Annotated in this window: 14 protein-coding genes, 2 pseudogenes and 1 riboswitch; of the genes and pseudogenes, 6 read left to right on the top strand and 10 right to left on the bottom strand. The window is 59.5% G+C overall.

The genetic code is table 11. The annotated features are described in order from the left end of the window. Nucleotides 1–79: 79 nt before the first annotated feature. Nucleotides 80–433: a hypothetical protein gene (locus NKI88_RS19835; RefSeq protein ID WP_023671848.1), complete on the bottom strand. Its 354-nt coding sequence runs from the start codon at nt 431–433 to the stop codon at nt 80–82. 904 nt (nt 434–1,337) lie between these two features. On the opposite strand from NKI88_RS19835, the gene NKI88_RS19830 reads away from it, so the two are divergent. Continuing rightward, complete coding sequence (locus NKI88_RS19830; protein WP_023671847.1) at nt 1,338–2,393, top strand: cytochrome-c peroxidase; 1,056 nt, start codon at nt 1,338–1,340, stop codon at nt 2,391–2,393. 433 nt (nt 2,394–2,826) lie between these two features. Here the strand turns inward: NKI88_RS19830 and metE are convergent, their stop codons facing one another. The 5 genes from metE to NKI88_RS19805 all read right to left on the bottom strand — a co-directional run bounded on the left by metE (nt 2,827) and on the right by NKI88_RS19805 (nt 10,505). Then, a complete protein-coding gene (metE, locus tag NKI88_RS19825) occupies nt 2,827–5,175 on the bottom strand; it encodes a 5-methyltetrahydropteroyltriglutamate--homocysteine S-methyltransferase (protein ID WP_352656735.1) in 2,349 nt (782 codons plus the stop codon). Between the two features lie 94 nt (nt 5,176–5,269). Then, a riboswitch (cobalamin riboswitch) is annotated at nt 5,270–5,466 on the bottom strand. Between the two features lie 408 nt (nt 5,467–5,874). Next, nucleotides 5,875–6,867 (bottom strand): adenosine kinase, encoded by a 993-nt coding sequence (locus NKI88_RS19820; protein WP_352656734.1) that lies wholly within the window; start codon nt 6,865–6,867, stop codon nt 5,875–5,877. Between the two features lie 108 nt (nt 6,868–6,975). Beyond that, complete coding sequence (gene metK / locus NKI88_RS19815; protein WP_023693516.1) at nt 6,976–8,151, bottom strand: methionine adenosyltransferase; 1,176 nt, start codon at nt 8,149–8,151, stop codon at nt 6,976–6,978. A gap of 53 nt (nt 8,152–8,204) precedes the next feature. After that, nucleotides 8,205–9,542: a serine hydroxymethyltransferase gene (gene glyA, locus NKI88_RS19810; protein WP_352656732.1), complete on the bottom strand. Its 1,338-nt coding sequence runs from the start codon at nt 9,540–9,542 to the stop codon at nt 8,205–8,207. A 618-nt stretch (nt 9,543–10,160) separates the two neighbouring features. Next, the gene (locus NKI88_RS19805; RefSeq protein WP_352656730.1) at nt 10,161–10,505 is read right to left on the bottom strand and encodes a recombinase family protein; all 345 of its coding nucleotides are present in this window, start codon (nt 10,503–10,505) and stop codon (nt 10,161–10,163) included. Nucleotides 10,506–10,884: 379 nt separating this feature from the next. Between NKI88_RS19805 and NKI88_RS19800 the strand changes: the two genes are divergently transcribed. Next, the gene (locus NKI88_RS19800) at nt 10,885–11,187 is read left to right on the top strand and encodes a hypothetical protein (RefSeq protein WP_023816310.1); all 303 of its coding nucleotides are present in this window, start codon (nt 10,885–10,887) and stop codon (nt 11,185–11,187) included. After that, complete coding sequence (locus tag NKI88_RS19795; protein WP_352656728.1) at nt 11,184–11,660, top strand: type II toxin-antitoxin system VapC family toxin; 477 nt, start codon at nt 11,184–11,186, stop codon at nt 11,658–11,660. Before NKI88_RS19800 ends, NKI88_RS19795 begins: the two co-directional genes overlap by 4 nt. An 803-nt stretch (nt 11,661–12,463) precedes the next feature. On the opposite strand, the gene NKI88_RS19790 is transcribed toward NKI88_RS19795, so the two are convergent. After that, nucleotides 12,464–12,958 carry a MaoC family dehydratase gene (locus NKI88_RS19790; RefSeq protein WP_352656726.1) on the bottom strand — a complete coding sequence of 165 codons (495 nt, stop codon included), beginning with the start codon at nt 12,956–12,958 and terminating at the stop codon, nt 12,464–12,466. Between the two features lie 434 nt (nt 12,959–13,392). On the opposite strand from NKI88_RS19790, the gene NKI88_RS19785 reads away from it, so the two are divergent. Then, nucleotides 13,393–13,782 carry a hypothetical protein gene (locus NKI88_RS19785; RefSeq protein WP_352656806.1) on the top strand — a complete coding sequence of 130 codons (390 nt, stop codon included), beginning with the start codon at nt 13,393–13,395 and terminating at the stop codon, nt 13,780–13,782. A 35-nt stretch (nt 13,783–13,817) separates the two neighbouring features. On the opposite strand, the pseudogene NKI88_RS19780 reads toward NKI88_RS19785, so the two are convergent. The 3 genes and pseudogenes from NKI88_RS19780 to NKI88_RS19770 all read right to left on the bottom strand — a co-directional run. Continuing rightward, nucleotides 13,818–14,368: pseudogene (locus tag NKI88_RS19780) on the bottom strand (thiamine phosphate synthase); the annotation flags it as partial. Nucleotides 14,369–14,389: 21 nt separating this feature from the next. Continuing rightward, nucleotides 14,390–14,653: pseudogene (locus NKI88_RS19775) on the bottom strand (thiazole synthase); the annotation flags it as partial. 18 nt (nt 14,654–14,671) lie between these two features. After that, nucleotides 14,672–15,814 carry a porin gene (locus tag NKI88_RS19770; protein WP_352656724.1) on the bottom strand — a complete coding sequence of 381 codons (1,143 nt, stop codon included), beginning with the start codon at nt 15,812–15,814 and terminating at the stop codon, nt 14,672–14,674. 307 nt (nt 15,815–16,121) lie between these two features. Here NKI88_RS19770 and NKI88_RS19765 point away from each other — a divergent pair, with 307 nt between their 5' ends. Together NKI88_RS19765 and NKI88_RS19760 are read left to right on the top strand one after the other, a co-directional pair. Then, nucleotides 16,122–16,646 (top strand): hypothetical protein, encoded by a 525-nt coding sequence (locus tag NKI88_RS19765; RefSeq protein ID WP_352656722.1) that lies wholly within the window; start codon nt 16,122–16,124, stop codon nt 16,644–16,646. A gap of 179 nt (nt 16,647–16,825) precedes the next feature. Beyond that, the coding region (locus NKI88_RS19760; RefSeq protein WP_352656720.1) for an IS256 family transposase at nt 16,826–17,437 on the top strand (612 nt) is incomplete at its 3' end.

Raw genomic sequence — 17,437 nt, 5'->3', positions numbered from 1 at the left:
GAACGCCCGGCGGAGAATGCCTGCTGCGCAAACGGGCCGGCACGGGCGAACAAGGTCATGCGCCCCCGGCTGCCGCTAATCAGACGAACTGGGGAAGGCCAGGAACGGAATTGAGGACCTCGTCCACGAGTTCGTCGCCGGCATGTTCCTTGGCGCAGGCGATCGTCTCGTTGGCGAGGGCGGCGATCTTTGCCATGCTGAGACCCTCACTCATCAATTGCTGCCCGAGCCCCATAAGGCCGCCACCCTCTGGGTCGTCGCCATGATACTTCGCTACTAATTCCGAAGCTCCCGGAATGGCCTCGATCATGCGCGCGCCGGGACCGTCGGCCGCGTGGCTCCGCAGGAAACCCAGCATTAACCCAACGGCCTTCTCTGCGACAGCCGGGCCGATGCCGGCACCAGTGGCGATGCGCGGTAAGATTTCTTCCATGCAGGGTCTCTCTCTCTTTGATTACGTTTACAAGGGGCCGGTCCGGCGCCGCGCCTTTGGCCGAACCACAATTGAACTCCACAAAATAGGCCAGCGGAGGTGCTATTGCGCCTAAAACCGCCTCTGTCAACGCAAGCTGCGTCGGACGTGCGTGTTTCCCAAACCGAAGATCATTCCAATTCACTTCATTACGCACTGGCAACCGCACAGTTTGCGGTGGCTCGCTTATGAGCCAATGCCCCGCGCCCGTCAAATGATGACGACAACATGGTCATCGCCTAGGATCTGTGGATCAAGGTGTGAGGCAGTTGCAGCGGGTGGACCTGCTCAAGCGCCGCGCCATCCTCGCGTGATGGGATGTTCGTAGAAGCGGAGCTATATGCCGGTGTGACGATCGATGAAGGCAGAACGGCTATTCCGCTACGACCTCCATGTCGCATAGACCGTCGCTGCTTAGGTATTGAAACCGCCATCGCTGGTGACATCAAAATGTGCAGTCGGCGGGTGTCGACAAGGCCGATTCACGCAATCAGCAGGTCAGGAGGAACGAATGAACCCTGACGTTTCAGAAGCTCACTTTTCGCAAGGCGTGCAGCGCACATCGTGCAAGAGATTGCCAGTCTTGCGGATGCTGTCGACTTTCTCAACCTTGGCTGGAAGATCGCAGTGACCGAATCTACGAAGCCGCCCTCAGGGCGTGCTTTGATGCATAAAACCGGTTGCCAACCAGGGATACTCCTCCTCCTGAAGTCCAATCGAGAAGAGCGATCACTTCCAAGAGGTCCCAGCTCAGCTGCGAAAACAGGTGTGAGACCCCGTCCTCTCCCTCTAGCTGATCTAGCTCAGGGCGTTCATGAGCCGCAGATCGCATAATGGCTGCGTGGACGACGCAGGAAGACCAATTATGAAAATCCTATTCAGTACGATGGCTGTCACCTTGCTGGCACCCACCGCCTTTGCTGCGGATTGGATCCCCACCGACCTCAGAGATACGGCATTGGCCACCTTCACGGCTTTGCCATCCACCACGCCGACAGTCGCCAACAACCCGATCACCCCGGAAAAGATCGCTCTCGGCAAGGCACTGTTCTTCGATCCACGCGTCTCGGCGTCAGGCGTCTTGTCGTGCAATTCATGCCACAACCTGGCCACCGGCGGCGACGACAATCACGAAACCTCGATTGGCCATGGTTGGCAGAAGGGACAGCGCAACGCGCCGACTGTACTGAACGCTGTCTTCAACATCGCCCAGTTCTGGGATGGTCGTGCCGAAGACCTGAAGGCTCAGGCGAAGGGACCGGTCCAAGCCGGGATCGAAATGGCCAATACACCGGGCCAACTCATCGCCACTCTCAAGTCCATGCCGCAATATGTCGAGTGGTTCGATGCGGCTTTTCCGGCTGAAGCCGATCGGGTCACCTTCGACAACTTCGCCAAGGCGATCGAAGCCTTCGAGGCGACACTGGTCACACCTGCCCCGTTCGACAGCTTCCTGAATGGTGATGAGGTTGCCATGACTTCCGAACAGAAACAGGGCCTGGTGCTTTTCATGGACAAAGGCTGCTCGTCCTGCCATGCCGGCATCAACGTTGGTGGGCAAGCCTATTACCCATTCGGCCTCGTGGAACGGCCCAGCGCCGAAGTCCTGCCGGACAAAGACAAGGGCCGATTTGAGGTCACCAATGCAGCCGACGATTCCTATGTCTTCCGCGTGGCGCCGCTGCGCAACGTTGCACTCACCGCGCCATACTTTCATTCGGGCAAGGTTTGGGATCTGAAACAGGCCGTCGCCATTATGGGGACCACCCAGCTCGGCGTAGTACTGGCGGACGAAGAAGTTGACCTGCTTGTTGCCTTCCTCAACTCGCTGACCGGAGAGGCACCTGACGTCGCCTATCCCATCTTACCCTCAGAAACGGCGACAACGCCCCGGCCTGTAACGCAGATCTCAGGAAAATAAGGGCCAACTGGCCGCGGACTCGCAATCGAAAATGATTGGCGATTTTTACTTGGCGACACGAATTGCGACGTCCATCTCCGAATTGGCGGGACGCTAGCGATACCCGAACCCTGCCACCTCGCCCGTAGTCTGCGCGATCAACTGGGGGCGGACAGACGCAGCACCATACATTGTCCTGAGCGAACGCGCCAAGCAGTCTACTTTGAGAAACGACGCGTGTCCGATTTGTTCGAGGCGCGGGGCCTGTATGTCCCCAAGGAACCAATATTATAGCGTAGTGCCACATTTATATTTCTGCGGGATTAAGACACGTGCCGTAGGGAAATTGCACATTTGCGCCGAGTGGCTCATTTCCAAGAGTGTGCCGGTTTGGCATGTTCACGGCCGACAGGAGCCAGCCGGTAGCTCACCACACGGTGAGGAAGGAGAAGCCTCAGGCCACTTTCTCCCGGAGCGCGCGCGCTGCAGCGACCATGTTAATGAGGGCAGGGCGGACCTCCTCCCACTTGCGTGTTTTGAGGCCACAGTCCGGGTTTACCCACAGTTGGCCGTCGGACAGTCGCTCGCGGGCAAGCATGATTAGGTCCGAAATCTCGCCGACTTCCGGGACGCGTGGTGAGTGAATATCATAGACGCCAGGACCGATTTCGTTCGGATATTTGGAGCTCGTGAAGGCGTCCAACAGTTCCATCTTCGAGCGCGACGTCTCAATCGAAATGACATCCGCATCCATTCCAGCGATCGCGTGAATGATCTCGTTGAACTCCGAATAGCACATGTGGGTATGAATTTGAGTCGCGTCCTTTACACCCGTTGAAGCGATCCGGAAACATTCGACAGCCCAGTCGAGATAGACTTTCCAGTCAGATTGGCGCAGTGGCAATCCTTCGCGAAACGCGGCCTCATCGATCTGGACCATCCTTGCGCCGGATCTTTCGAGATCCGTCACTTCGTCGCGGATGGCGAGCGCGATCTGGCGGCAGGCTTCGGAGCGGGGTACGTCGTCGCGAACAAAAGACCAGTTGAGAATGGTGACTGGGCCTGTGAGCATTCCCTTCACGGGCTTTTCCGTAAGCGACTGGGCGAATTGCCACCAGCGCACTGTCATCGGATTGCGCCTCGATACGTCGCCGAAAATGATGGGGGGACGCACGTAGCGCGACCCATAGCTTTGTACCCAGGCATGCTGGGTGAGCGCGAAGCCGGACAACTGCTCGCCGAAATGCTGTACCATGTCGTTTCGCTCGAACTCACCATGCACCAGCACGTCCAGCCCGATCTCTTCCTGCCAGCGAATTGCAGCCTCGATCTCCTTCTTCAGGAACGTCTCATAGTCGACATAGCTCAGCTGGCCCTTCGCATGAGCGGCCCGCGCCTTGCGTACCTGCGGCGTCTGCGGGAAGGACCCGATGGTCGTCGTCGGGAACGGCGGCAGCCCGAGTGAGCCGGCCTGGACTCTGGAGCGCTCGCCAAAAGCGCTCTCTCGTCGCTTCGCGCTGTCCTCAATGCTAGCGATCCGCCCCTGAACAAGCGGGTCATGGATCCTCGTGGATGTCACGCGCGTGGCGGCAGCCTCGGCAGACGCTTTCAACGCGCCTGCCACCGCATCCCTGCCTTGGGACAGGGCCCGGGCCAGCAAGACCAGCTCGTCGGTCTTCTGGGCCGCGAAGGCGAGCCACGACCTGATGTCCGCGTCGAGTTCCGTCTCCATGCGCAGATCAATCGGCACATGCAGCATCGAGCAAGAAGGCGCGATCTCGACGCGGTCCAAGGGCCAGCCGGCGACGATCGGTTTGATGCGGTCGAGAATGGCGGGCAGGTTCGCACGCCAGACGTTGCGGCCATCGATCAAGCCGAGCGAGAGCACCAGATCCTTCGGAGCGAGCCGACCCACCGTTTCCAGCTGCTCGGGAGCGCGCACGAGATCAATATGCAGGCCGGCCAGGGGCAGAGAAATCGCGGTTTCGAGATTGTCTCCCAGCGACCCGAAATACGTAGCCAGCATGATCTTCAGCTCGGGCGCGGCTTTCGACAGCTGGCCATAGGCGAATTCGAACGCAGCTCGTTCGTTCGGGTTCAGATCGAGGACAAGCGCTGGCTCATCGATCTGCACCCAGTCGGCTCCCGACAGCTTCAGCCTCTCCAGAAGCTGCTCGTAAACCGGCAGCAGCCGCGGTAGGAGCGCGATGGGACCGAACCCCTCGGCAGGCGATTTCGCCAGCTTGAGGAAGGTGATGGGTCCAAGGATGACTGGGCGTGTGTGAATGCCGAGAGCTTTAGCCTCGAGGAAGTAATCGACCGGCTTCGATGACGAGAGGGCGAACGTCTGATCATCATCGAGTTCCGGCACAATGTAGTGGTAGTTGGTGTCAAACCACTTGGTCATTTCCATCGCGGTTACACCAGGTCCATGAGCCTCCTCCTGGTAACCAGCGTGTCCACAATCCTCCGTCTGACCCTGGTTGCCGCGCGCCATTGCGAAGTAGATGTCAAGTGGGACCTCGCCGCTATTCCAGCCGTAACGGGATGGAACGGCCCCGACCATGGCTGCGGTGTCGAGCACATGGTCGTAAAGCGAGAAGTCGTTCGACGGGATTTTCGACACGCCGCGATCGCGCTGCTCTTCCCAGCTAGCGGCACGGAGCGCCTTCGACGTCGTGAGAAGGTCGCCAGCGGACGATGTTCCGGACCAGTAGCTTTCAAGGGCGAATTTCAGTTCTCGCCGACGACCGAAGCGCGGCACGCCGAGCGTTGCTACAGGAATTTGCTGAGAGACAGTCATGTCATACCCCGATGATTGGGGCGTCGGTGACAAGGAAGGCGCTAGCAGGCCGGCATCAACGCCGGGTTGCAGCGGCCACCGAGACACCCCGCCCGTGGACGTAATTCGCGTGGCAGGTCTCCTGGCTCGCGGGGTCATAGCCTCTACCCGTCTTCCTGAGGGTATTCGCCTCAGTGACGTGTGTTGGCTCGCCGCTAACAGTTGCGGGGGCAGCGCCGGCATCGCACCGGCTTCCCTCTTAGCTCCGCTGCGGCAGCGCCGCACGCGAGAACCACGACACGCAGACAATCACAGCAGTTCGCTCTTTTGTCAATGACGCATAACGAAATGTTTATGTCGTTATGTGATCGCGCTTTTACGCCTTTGTCTAGCATTGTGAAATATTCAGTCTGCTGCCCGCATTCGGCATCGTGGGACGTGATCGCAAGTCAAGTCCGACGGACGCCGCGAGTTCTCCGTTACCTCAGGAACCTTACTGGCCTTCCCCAAGCTGAGCTTCTGGAAAATGCTGGTGACGATCTGGATGACGGTGAATGCCGTCATGGCAAGCACGCCTTGCACCGCTCCTCCAGCGAGCTTCACGGCAGCAGCATGGGTCAGTTCTCCGAAGCGAATGGCTGTCGCTATCAGCGAGCTTTGACACAGTTCCGCCACTGCGGTCATCGCGTCAGTAGGGCGGCTGGTTAGTTGCCGGCGCATCTACAGCAACCCAGCCCCTTCCGCCTCGCGGCGCAAATTCTGCCTTGGCCTTGGGCCGATCTGCTGGATCACCAGGCCGGCCGCCAGCGAGCCAAGGTCGCCGCAGGTCTTGAGGTTGCGGCCCTGCGTGTAGCCATGCAGGAAACCGGCGGCGTAGAGGTCGCCGGCGCCGGTGGTGTCGACCAACTCCTTGATGGCGGTCGCCTCGATGACCACGGTCTCGTCGCCGCGCACGATCACCGAGCCTTTTTCGGAACGGGTGACGGCGGCAATCTTGCAGTCCTTGCGGATCTGAGCCAGCGCCTCGTCGAAGGATTTTGTCTGGTAGAGCGACTTGATCTCGTGGCTGTTGGCAAAGACGATGTCGACAGTGCCCGAGCGCATCAGCTCGAGGAACTCGTCCCGGTAGCGGTCGACGCAGAACGAATCCGACAACGTCATCGACACTTCGCGTCCGGCCTCGTGTGCGAGCTTCGCCGTCTGCCGGATCGCCTCCTTGGCGCGCGGCGGATCCCACAAATAGCCCTCGAAATAGGTAACCTTGGCGCCGGATGCCTTGTCGGCCTCGACATCCTCAGGGCCAAGCTCGACGCAGGCGCCGAGATAGGTGTTCATCGAGCGCTCGCCGTCCGGGGTGACGAAGATCATCGAGCGCGCCGTCGGCGGCTGGCCCTCGAGCGGCCTGCTGTCGAAGGCAACGCCCTGGGCATGGATGTCATGCGCGTAGATCTCGCCGAGCGGGTCGTTCGATACCTTGCCGAAGAATGCGGCGCGGCCGCCGAAGCTGGCGACGCCAGCGGCGGTATTGCCGGCGCTGCCGCCGGAGGCCTCGATCGCCGGGCCCATGCGGCTGTAGAGCAGTTCGGCGCGGCGCGTGTCGATCAGGTTCATCGCGCCCTTGATGATGCCGTTGATCTCGAGGAATGCCTCGTCGCACTGGGCGATGATGTCGACAATGGCATTGCCGATGCAAAGCACGTCATAATCCGGCATCAATGTCTCCGCCAAAAAACCCGAGCCGGCTTCTCGCCACGCCTGCCAGGCGCGGGTCTGCCCGGTGGAAATGGGCTTTCCGCTTGCCGATCCGTTCGCCGGCGGCTCTCACGGGGCGGCGAGTCCTGCCTCGCGACGCAATTCGTCCGCCCTGTCTGTCTTCTCCCAGGTGAAATCAGGCTCTTCACGGCCGAAATGGCCATAGGTCGCTGTATTGCGATATATAGGGCGTAAGAGATCAAGCATCTTGATAATGCCTTTCGGTCTGAGATCGAACAACTCAAGAATGAGGCGCTCGATCCTGCTTTCCTCAACCCTGGCTGTCCCGAACGTGTTGACCATGACGGAAACCGGACTGGCCACGCCGATTGCGTAAGCAAGCTGCACCTCGCACACGTCCGCAAGTCCGCTAGCGACGATGTTCTTTGCGACATAGCGGGCTGCATAGGCAGCCGAGCGGTCAACCTTGGACGGGTCCTTGCCCGAGAAGGCGCCGCCGCCATGACGACCCATCCCGCCATAGGAATCGACGATGATCTTGCGTCCAGTGAGACCGCAGTCGCCGCGCGGCCCGCCGACTACGAACCGCCCCGTCGGGTTGACCAGAATTCTGATGCCTTCCGTCTCCAGGTGGGTCGGCAGGACAGGCTTTATGATTTCCTCAATGACGCCCTCGCGGACAGTCTCTTGCGAGACCTGCTCGTCATGTTGCGTCGACACGACGATGGTATCCAGGGCGACCGGGCGCAACCCCTCATAGCGCACTGAGACTTGGGATTTCATGTCAGGACGCAACCAGCCAAGCTGTTGTGCCTTCCGGACATACGCCTGCCGTTTCGTCAAGCGATGAGCGAGCTGGATCGGCAAAGGCATCAGGGTATCGGTTTCGCGGCATGCGTAGCCGAACATGAGGCCCTGATCTCCCGCTCCCTGCTGGAGGTCTTGCCCTCTTCCCTCGTCAACGCCTTGGCTGATGTCGGGCGACTGCTCGGTGAGGGCATGAACGACGGAGCAACGCCGGCCGTCAAAGCCGACGGCTTCGTCGTCGTACCCAATGTCGAGAATCGTATCGCGCGCAACTTGGCTGTAATCCACCTGGGCATCGCTGGTGATCTCGCCAGCCAGAACGACTATCCCTGATTTTACCAACGCTTCACAGGCGACGCGCGCCTTGGGATCTGTGCGGAGGATGGCATCGAGGATGGCATCCGAGATGTTGTCGGCCAACTTATCCGGGTGCCCCGCGCCAACCGATTCGGAAGAGAACACGAACTGCCTAGCCATGAATACCTCGCTTCGGATGTTGGATGTGGTATGGGCATTTTGCTTGGCCCACCTTACTTGTCGGAGATGCCCGGGACCTCGAACGCAGCGCACAAGTCGGCAACGTCTCTTCGCACGCAGGCATGGAGATCTTCGTCGTCTGGCCGCTGGAGGACGGAGTCAATGAAGCCAGCAATTTGCACCATTTCCACATCGCGCATGCCCATTGACGTCACTGCTGGCGCCCCCAGGCGAATTCCGCTTGTGACCGCCGGATGCCGCGGGTCGCCAGGCACCATATTAAAGTTTGTGATGATTCCTGCCTTTGCTAGTCGCTCGGCATAGGCCTTGCCCGATAGTGGCCGATCGCGAAGATCAAGGATCAGCATGTGATTGTCCGTCCCCCCGGTAACCAGGTCATAACCTCGCTCAAGCAGTGCATGTGCCAGAGCCTTGGCATTCTTGACCGTCTGTTGGCCGTAGCTTCGGAAGGACGGGTTCGCGGCTTCGTGCAAGGCAACCGCTAGCGCAGCGATGGCATTCATGTGAGGTCCGCCTTGCAGGTGAGGGAAGACCGCCCGGTCTATTCGTCTGGCGAGATTGTATTTGCTCTTTGTATGATACAGGGCCTGATAGCGATCTTCGTTCCTTGACAAAATGAAGCCACCGCGGGGACCGCGGATCGACTTGTGGGACGTGCTGCTGACCACGTCGCAATGGCCCACGGGATTCGGGTGCGCTCCCGCGGCAATCAGGCCGCTGATGTGCGCAATGTCGGCTACGAGATAGGAGTTCGCTTCCAGGGCAATTTCTGCCATTGCCGCGTAGTCAAAGACACGCGGGTAAGCGGTTCCGCCGACCCAAATGAGCCGCGGCCGTTCCCGCTTGGCTGTCTCGCGCAAGCGGTCATAGTCAATCTGCTGTGTCTTTTCATCTAGTCCATAGGGCACGCGTTGATAGTCAGTTCCGGAAAAGTTGATGGCCCAACCATGAGTCAGATGGCCCCCTTCCGGAAGGGGCAAGCCCATGACTTTGTCACCGGGACTCAAAAGCGCACGATAGACAGCCTGGTTGGCCGGCGAGCCGGAATAAGGCTGGACGTTGGCATGCTCGCTGCCAAATAGTGTTTTCAAGCGCTCAATGGCTAGCTTCTCAAGCTCATCAACGATCTCGTTTCCAGCGTAGTAGCGCGCACCGGCGTACCCCTCGGCGTACTTGTTCGTGAAAATCGAGCCGTTCGCCTCCAGCACGGCCGAGGACGCAAAGTTCTCTGAGGCGATGAGCTTGAGGGTCGTCCGCTCCTGCCGCTCCTGTCTCAGAAGCAGCTCGTGAACGCGGCAATCAACCGCGGCCAAGGAAGACCGCGCGTGAGTGTCGGGCTGTGCGATCGCGCCGTCGGCGGAGTTGTCCATGGTAGCTTCGCGCTCCAATTGGATTGAGCTATTTCACGATCAAGCACGCGGTCCCCTTCGGCCGCGTGTCTCGTACCGCTTCAAGCCGCTGCAGGTCCTGTTTATGATAGCCGTCGCGATGGGGCAGGAGATCGATCAATAATTGAACCAGCCCGCCGTTGTTGGATCCTGCTTTGAGATGGTACGAGCGCCACGGAGGCTGTTCGTTGCAGCAAAGAAAGTCGGCTCTGGCGAGCAGCCGGACGTGTCGCGCAACCCGCTCTCGGCATAGACCCAGAATCTCGGCTAGCTCGCAGACAGTTAGGTCTGCATGCGCACAAAGGCCCAGGATTCGAAGGCGCTCAGAATGCGCTGCCATGCGTAGGCGACTGACCAGTGTCATCATGGGTCAGGACCAAGTCCTACCGAATTTCTCATTCGCGTCCTCCACAGAAGTCGCAGCTTTTGAAGGTTGTCCAACGACCGGACAAATCTCGGTGGCTGTGGCGACTGCCGATATCGCCCTGTCGAACAACAAAGCGCGCTCTTTTGCCTTTAGCCGAAATTGCAAGCAGTTCGGCGAGTCGAAGATAAGCGGGCCACGTTTTGGAACCACTGACCTCAGACGTTGCAATAAGCCTACCATTCACACCGAGCCGGAGTTGCTAAGAGTCTATGAATTTTCTTGAAGGATCTGTTACAACGTTTGCCCAGCCTGGCCTGCTCCCGGTTTGCAGCGGTCATGGTCAGGCGATCCATCGCCTCTGCGAGCACGATCAGGAATTTGCCCTGCATCGCATCGCTGATCAGCTCCTGAAGGCCGGGACGCAACAGCGACGCGCCGCAGATCGCGCGGTGGGTATTGCTGCCGACGACTGTCCAGCCTTGCTTTTCAGCACGCAAGCAGCAGAGCCGCAACTGATCCTCGATCGAGGTGTCCCGGTGATTGTCAGTTGAGTAGTGAGCGCCAAGCGCGACCTTCATGAGGCGGCCCCTTACTCCGGGACGCGGTCTCGCGTCTGGCTATCCGTTTCGGCTTGAATGAAATCCCGTGCGGCCTGTCGCGCCAGCAGCCGGACCAGATTGACGAAGCGTCGATCGGGCTTCGGCGACGCAGGCACAGCCGATTCGCGGGCCGCGCCGGCGACCACGAAGCGGTTGCACGTTTCGGTCGCGCTATGATCGCGTTCCTGTCCTGACGCGAAATACTTCGTTTTGCGACAATGATGCCAGGTCACAGTGCTTCGACAAGATGGAGATTCTATGATCAATAACGCGCGTCGCGCAGGAGTGCCGATGACGGGGCACCTTGTGCTCCGAAAAAGCCATGGCTATATATCCGGATAGAGAACGGAGGCACGCGATGGGCAACACTGCACAGAAGAGAGCCATCGAGAATTATCGGTCTCGCCTGGCTGAGCGCGGCATCGCGCGGTTCGAGATCCTGGCCTTCGACGCAGACCGCGATCTACTGCGAACTCTTGCCCGAAAATTAACGGAGAGCGGGCCGGATGCCCGACAGCTTCGTCGGACCATACAGGAAGCCGTGGCGGGTGAGCCACCGAGAGCGGGCGGCATTCTCGCCGCCTTGCGTCGCTCCCCTCTGGTTGGCTCCAATCTCGACCTCAGCCGGCCACGCGAAGAGGGGCGCAAGATCGACCTGTGACGCGCTACCTTCTTGATACGAATATCATCAGCAACGTCATAAAGCCGGAGCCTTCGGGCTCGTTGCTGGCCTGGATGGGCGCGCAGAAGGACGAAGACCTCTTCATTGCTTCGCTTACTGTCGCCGAAATTCGCCGAGGCATCCTAGAGAAGCCGAAGGGGAAAAAGCGCAGCAGCCTTGAAACTTGGTTCGAGGGCTCCGAAGGCCCGCAAGCGCTGTTCGCTGACCGCGTGCTATCGTTCGACGAGAAAGCTGGCCTCGTGTGGGCGCGGCTGATGGCCAACGGCAAAGCCAGAGGCCGTTCGCGGAGCGCCCTAGACACAATCATTGCCGCTGTAGCCGAAGCCAACGAGTGTGTCGTAGTGACCGACAATGAAAAGGACTTCGAGGACGTTCAGGTAATCAACCCGCTCCGTAGCTCTGGAAGCCAAGCGGGTGATGATAGCTCCAACGGTCCGGCCGATTCAATTTGAGGATTTCAGCGGCACGGAGTCCGAACGTCTCGTTCGCCTACCTTTAGCGATGGCTGGATTGATCTTGCTTAGTTCGGCCAGGGACGTCTTTTCCAGTTCCGCTTTGATGGCATCCCGGTTCATCTAGTCAGCTCAATCTACTAACAGTTCGCACGCACGAGCGCCGCGGGACAAGGCGCGATCGCAGGGACTGCGCGATACGCGTGTCGAGCTCGTCCATCTTACACTCGATCTCGCCTTCGAATGCCTCTCGCCAAACGCCGCTGTAGTCGATCCCGCGTGCGGCTCGGGGGCCTTCTCATCGAGGCTTTCTCGCGACTGGTCTGGCGCGCTACCAATGGCAAGTTCGCCCGCCGGGAACTTGTCGATCTGTACTCCCAGCTCTGGGCGTCCACATCAACTGCGGAGCTCTTGCCATAGCCGTGTTCTGCCTTTAGCTGGCAGCTCTCGAGCTCGACGAGCAGCCGATCAGCGACACCCGCGACCCTCAAGTTCGACCCGGTTGACTCGATAACACCCTATTGGCAGTTTCATTCCGGGAGGATCTGCCACTCCGATCAAAAGCCGATCTTTCGACCCCGTGGTTGGGAATTCTCCATGAAACCTTCGTGAAAAAGGAATGCAGCGTCGAAAGCCGAAGCGCTTCCGATACATCGACGCCTCTTCCGAGACGGAGCCCCGATTAGGCATTCCTGCCACTCTATTTAGCCGACCCACGTGGCCGCGTTGCCGATTGGTGCGCACTGGTCGCCTACATCGCCCCGGCACGTGAAGATCGTCTCTGCTGACGCTCGTTGAGCAATTCAGGCCGCCTCCGGCTGGCGCTTGATCAGCGTCAGCGTCAACCAGCGCGCGGTCAGCGCCGGCTTTTTCGAGCCCTCGATCTCAATCGTCACGCCCAGCGCCGTCTGCACCCAGCCCGACGGCCTGACCTTGACGTCGGCCAGTACGAAACGGGTGCGGATGCGAGATCCGGTTTTCACCGGCGCCAGGAAGCGCAGCGATTCGAAGCCATAGTTGACACCGATCTTGCAGTTTTCGAGCGGCCGCATGGTCTCGAAAGTCATCGCCGACAAAAGCGAAAGCGAAAGGAAGCCATGTGCGATGGTGCCGCCGAACGGCGTCTCGCGCTTGGCGCGCTCCGGATCGCAGTGGATGAACTGGTGGTCATCGGTGGCCTCTGCGAACTGGTCGATCATCTGCTGCGAAACCACCCGCCACGGCGACACGCCGACTTCCTTGCCGACGCTGGCCAGAAGCTCGTCGAGACTGATCGGTTCCAAGCTAATGTCCTCCATTTCAACGGTCCGAAGCGCGAGCGGCTTCATTCCGAACAGTGTCAGCCCATGCTGCACCGACTGCCGGCCATCCATCGGCAGATGGCGCCGGTGAGATGACTGCCGTCACGGCTGTACGAATAGAACGTTCCGCCGGCAATCTCATCGGCGCACCGATGCGCCCGATCGGAACATGGCCGCAGACGGGCTGGCTTGTACCTCGGTCGCGGTGCGCGTCCTACAGGCCACCGAAACAGCTCGTCTTGCTACCGGTGATCATTCCGCCGGCGCCGATATGCGGTATTGTCGCAGATTGATAAAATCAATTGTCTGGATAGGAACCATCCGTGTTTCGAATTTGGAGGAGTCCAGCAGGCGGGGTGGCTTGTGGTCCTTGTTGAAGCGCGCCGGCCTCATTCACCGCTAGCACTGAGCCGGCAAGAAGCGCCATTTCGATGACATTGGTGTCGACACGGCAAAGCGACATCAGATGCTACTTCATGATGCTGGATGGCGCTTGCTTCAAGAACCGCTCGGCCTCACGTGGAAGCCAGCACCGGATCTGGATTGTCGGTATGCGCGAATATTCGCGCAGCACAGCGGCAACCGCAGCGACGATCGATCTCAGCCGTTGCGAGCATGCCGATCTTGGTGGCGGCCACTCTGTTAGGCTGAAGCGTAGCGCGCATCTGATCCGCCACCGGACGGGGTTGCGTAACTTGGATTTCCAGGCGTGTTCATGGGTTTGCACCGTCAGCGCGCTGACAGCAAGGCAGGTGCGCACGCCACTGGAAGCGATCGTCTCGATCTCGCGGGCAATTCCAGCCCCCACCGCTGCTGTCTGACCCGACAGCAACGAGCACATGCGGTTCTCGCCTCGGCGCCATTGCTCTGTCTTTCGATCCATTCTCGCGTGCGCGCTTCTGGGGCGTCGTTCAGCGCAAAGTCGGTGACCACGGCTGCGCTTTCCGCGCCAGCCTCGAAAAACGCCTTCGAGACGGTCAGGTTGAGGCCGCCGATGGAGACCAATGGGATCGGCGCGACCTGGTGCTTCCACTCGCTGATCCGCTCGAGTCCTCGCGACGCCCATTCATCTTCTTGAGGCTGTTGGATAGACTGGGGCGAGCGCCACATACTCCGGTTCCGCCACTGGCGCCGTTTCCAGTTCGGTGTGATCGTGGATCGACAGGCCGAGCTTCAATCCGACGTATTTCATCGCCAGCATCGGCGGCAGCCAAATCCTTTTGACCAAGATGGAGGAAGTCGCAGCCTTCCTCGATTGCCGTGCGCCAAATGTCGTTGACTCACTTGGCAACCATGGACCGCGCAGGCGTCGTTCGCGCGGCGGATTTCCGTCTGCAGTCCTTTCTCGTCCATATCCTTTATCCGGAGCTGCACCAGACTCACGCCGAGCGGCACCAGCCGGTCAATCCAGCCGGCACGTCCACGACTTCATGAGAAGACGGCCCTGCCGATCGTCGGTGGGTAGCGCCGTTCGAGCATTCCCGAGCTGAAAGCGTCACGACCGGCATCGACCGCTTTGCCGAACGCACGCGCCATGCCGACCGGATCGGCCGCCCTCGGGACCGCCGTGTTCAGGAGCACGGCGTCAAACCCGAGCTCCATGACGGTCGCCGCGTACGACGGCCGTCCGAGCCGTGCATGCACAATCAACGGAATGTAGGGGGAATGTCCGCGCATCAACTGGACCTCGGAGCCCAACGCTTCATCGCATTAGAATGAGCGTTCGAAACGCAGGATACCGCCGACACTGCTCTTCTTGTTGGCATTGGTCCAGTTCACTTCGGAAGCTTTCACCTTTCCGACGGCGGAGCCTCCGTAGCGGTCATAGTCGAGTTCAGCCGTAACTGTGAAATCTGGAAGGAACGCATAGGCGACGTTCGCAGCGACACCATAGTTGTTGAGCTGATCACCCGAGAGCTGAAGGTTGAACGAAGCTGACTCGGTGAGCTCGTAACCGGCGCCAGCCCAGAAAGCCCAGTTCCCGCCCCAAGGTTTATAGAAACCGCGACCATGAGCGTCTACCGAATTCGTCGAGCCGTAATTGAGCTGGCCATGGGAACCGTAGCCCAACATTCCGGATAGCAACAGTTCGTTGGTGACATTGATGTCGACACGGACCTTGGCGGCCACCGATTCGTAGTTGCTATCATAAGCTGCAACGCCGGTGATCGCTCCCCAGCCATGTGCGTATTTCAAGCCGCCTACTATGTGGGGAGCGTAGCTGTCGATTGTGCCGACCACGTCCGAGCCTTGTTCCAGCGAAACCACGGCCGAAAAGCCGTTCCCTGCGTCCAAGTAGTACTGAACCACATTGGTATCGAAAGCGGCGTACGGAGCCGGCGTCTGGTTCAGTACATCACCCGCGCAGCCAATAAACATGTCGAAAGCCGACCGGTCCTTACCAACTCGCAGGCCACCAAGCTGAATCCAGGCGATAGTCAGGCTGCTGCCTCCGTTCAAGGCATAGGACCGAGAACTGTCCGAAACCGATGTCTGTTGGCTGCCGAAGTTCACGCGGGTTTCGGTGTAGGTCTTCAACGTCCCGCGTTCGGTCTCCTGGCCGGTCCAGGTTTTCAATGTGAAGCGTGTGTTGTTTTGCCACGCGCCCTGATGCTCACCAGTCCTCACATCCGAGGTTCTTGAGTGCTCAAACAGTCCGACGTTGTAACGGACAGAGCCGCCGATTCGCAGGCAGGTCTCGGTGCCTGAAATGTAGACGTAGCCCGAGTCGTAGACGTTGCAGATCTTGACGTACTCAGTCGGGTCAGGCTCGGCGGCGGTGGTGACGGCGCGAGCGTTGGAAACGGCAATCAGTGCCGCAGTTGAGCCGAGGAGGAGGCTCCTAATGGTCATTGTCGATCTCCGCTTTAATAATAAAGTGATGGACACGAGTGATTCTGTGAACAACTTTGAAACGCGCGCAGTTGTGCTGGGCCGTCAGCTAAGTACTGAAGGAAGGCCTAGAATGTACTCTGGTAATTGTTGTAAAATATTTGGTTTTAGCTGCCGATAACGTAATTTTCGCCGAAATGGAGGTGTGCAAAGTTTTGTAAATCATCACAATCAACTCAGCTGGTAGAGGTAGGCGTCACAAACGGTCCTGCATTCGACCGCAAATGACGTGCCAGCCTGACGACCAGCTGCGGCTTGGAGCTCAATTGTGCGGGCGGACCTTGGTTCGCACTTCCTTGTTTTTGCCTTGCGGATCCACCCAAGCACGAACGGAAAACGTTTCGGCTACGGTTCGACTGTTCGCTTCGCGACAGTTTCGTTCATGGGGACAGCATTGTTTGTGGTGAGCCCGAGGTTGAGGCATCATGCGGCGGGACCGCTCGGCACGACGCCGTCATTTTGGCGAGCTGATGGTCGACAACTACGCGCTGCAGCCTTGCATCAAAGCCAGCAGGGGCCTGCCTTGGCATTGCGGCGGACAGGACTGTCGCGCCGAGCAGGTTCTCGTCCTGAAAGCGGCGCGCCCCAGCTAATGCATCTTGCCAGCAATTCAAACAACGAGCTCATCGACATGGCAGAGTTCACTAAAGGGCCCGCACTATCTGGCGAGCAAAATCTGGTCCCAAGCCCGTATGTCTCGCCCATTGCGGCAGCTGCGCTCAGCAGAATCTCCGAGGCGCAGGTGAAGGGAAGGGATGGGATAGTCGAACAAAAGGGGCGCGTGAGGGTCTGACGGATCACCATCATCAGTCGGTGACCAGGTGCTCAGACCATCGCTGTCCAGCCTAAGACTGAACGGCGCCCATTGCTAAAAAGGTAGTGTGCTGAGAGTTCTGCAAATTCGCTGAGAGAGGGCGGTCATGGCAGGCTGGTGATGTTCAACGTCACCGATTCCCTGGAAGGAACGCCACCATGACCAAGACAGAAGGTAAATCGACCAGCGCTGCCGTCAAAGACATTCTGCTTTCGAACCCGGAGGGGCTGCACGAAGTGATCCGTGCGGTAATGCAGGAGGTTCTCGAGGCCGAGATGGAGGAGGCGCTGGGTGCTTCGAAGGGCGAACGCACGCCTGAGCGCCTTGGGTATCGCTCGGGTTACTACGGCCGCACCCTGGTCACCCGGGTGGGCAAGCTTGAGCTGCGGGTTCCACAGGACCGGGCGGGTCACTTCTCCACCGAGCTGTTCGAGCGCTACCAGCGTTCGGAGCGGGCCTTGGTTGCGACGCTTGCGGAGATGTATATGCAGGGCGTGTCGACCCGCAAGGTCAAGGCGATCACGGAAGAGCTGTGCGGTCATGCGTTCTCGGCTTCGTCGATCTCGGCCATCAACAAGCGCTTGGACGAGAGCCTGAAGGCGTTTGCCGAACGACCGCTTCAGGAGCCATTCCCCTACCTCATTCTCGATGCCCGCTACGAGAAAGTGCGCGAAGCCGGCATCGTGATGAGCCAGGCGGTGCTGATCGCGGTCGGCATCGACTGGGACGGGCGCCGGCAGATCCTGGCCGTGGAGATGGCCAATCGCGAG

This window comes from Mesorhizobium sp. M0317 (genome assembly GCF_040321555.1).
Taxonomy (GTDB): domain Bacteria; phylum Pseudomonadota; class Alphaproteobacteria; order Rhizobiales; family Rhizobiaceae; genus Mesorhizobium.
The sequence above is the reverse complement of the archived record's forward strand: the minus strand, read 5'-3'. Positions and strand labels throughout refer to the sequence as shown.

Coding starts and splice junctions, on each gene's coding strand:
- NKI88_RS19835 (WP_023671848.1), bottom strand. CDS start 433: ATGGAAGAAATCTTACCGCGCATCGCCACTGGTGCCGGCATCGGCCCG.
- NKI88_RS19830 (WP_023671847.1), top strand. CDS start 1,338: ATGAAAATCCTATTCAGTACGATGGCTGTCACCTTGCTGGCACCCACC.
- metE (WP_352656735.1), bottom strand. CDS start 5,175: ATGACTGTCTCTCAGCAAATTCCTGTAGCAACGCTCGGCGTGCCGCGC.
- NKI88_RS19820 (WP_352656734.1), bottom strand. CDS start 6,867: ATGCCGGATTATGACGTGCTTTGCATCGGCAATGCCATTGTCGACATC.
- metK (WP_023693516.1), bottom strand. CDS start 8,151: ATGGCTAGGCAGTTCGTGTTCTCTTCCGAATCGGTTGGCGCGGGGCAC.
- glyA (WP_352656732.1), bottom strand. CDS start 9,542: ATGGACAACTCCGCCGACGGCGCGATCGCACAGCCCGACACTCACGCG.
- NKI88_RS19805 (WP_352656730.1), bottom strand. CDS start 10,505: ATGAAGGTCGCGCTTGGCGCTCACTACTCAACTGACAATCACCGGGAC.
- NKI88_RS19800 (WP_023816310.1), top strand. CDS start 10,885: ATGGGCAACACTGCACAGAAGAGAGCCATCGAGAATTATCGGTCTCGC.
- NKI88_RS19790 (WP_352656726.1), bottom strand. CDS start 12,958: ATGGAGGACATTAGCTTGGAACCGATCAGTCTCGACGAGCTTCTGGCC.
- NKI88_RS19785 (WP_352656806.1), top strand. CDS start 13,393: ATGACATTGGTGTCGACACGGCAAAGCGACATCAGATGCTACTTCATG.
- NKI88_RS19770 (WP_352656724.1), bottom strand. CDS start 15,814: ATGACCATTAGGAGCCTCCTCCTCGGCTCAACTGCGGCACTGATTGCC.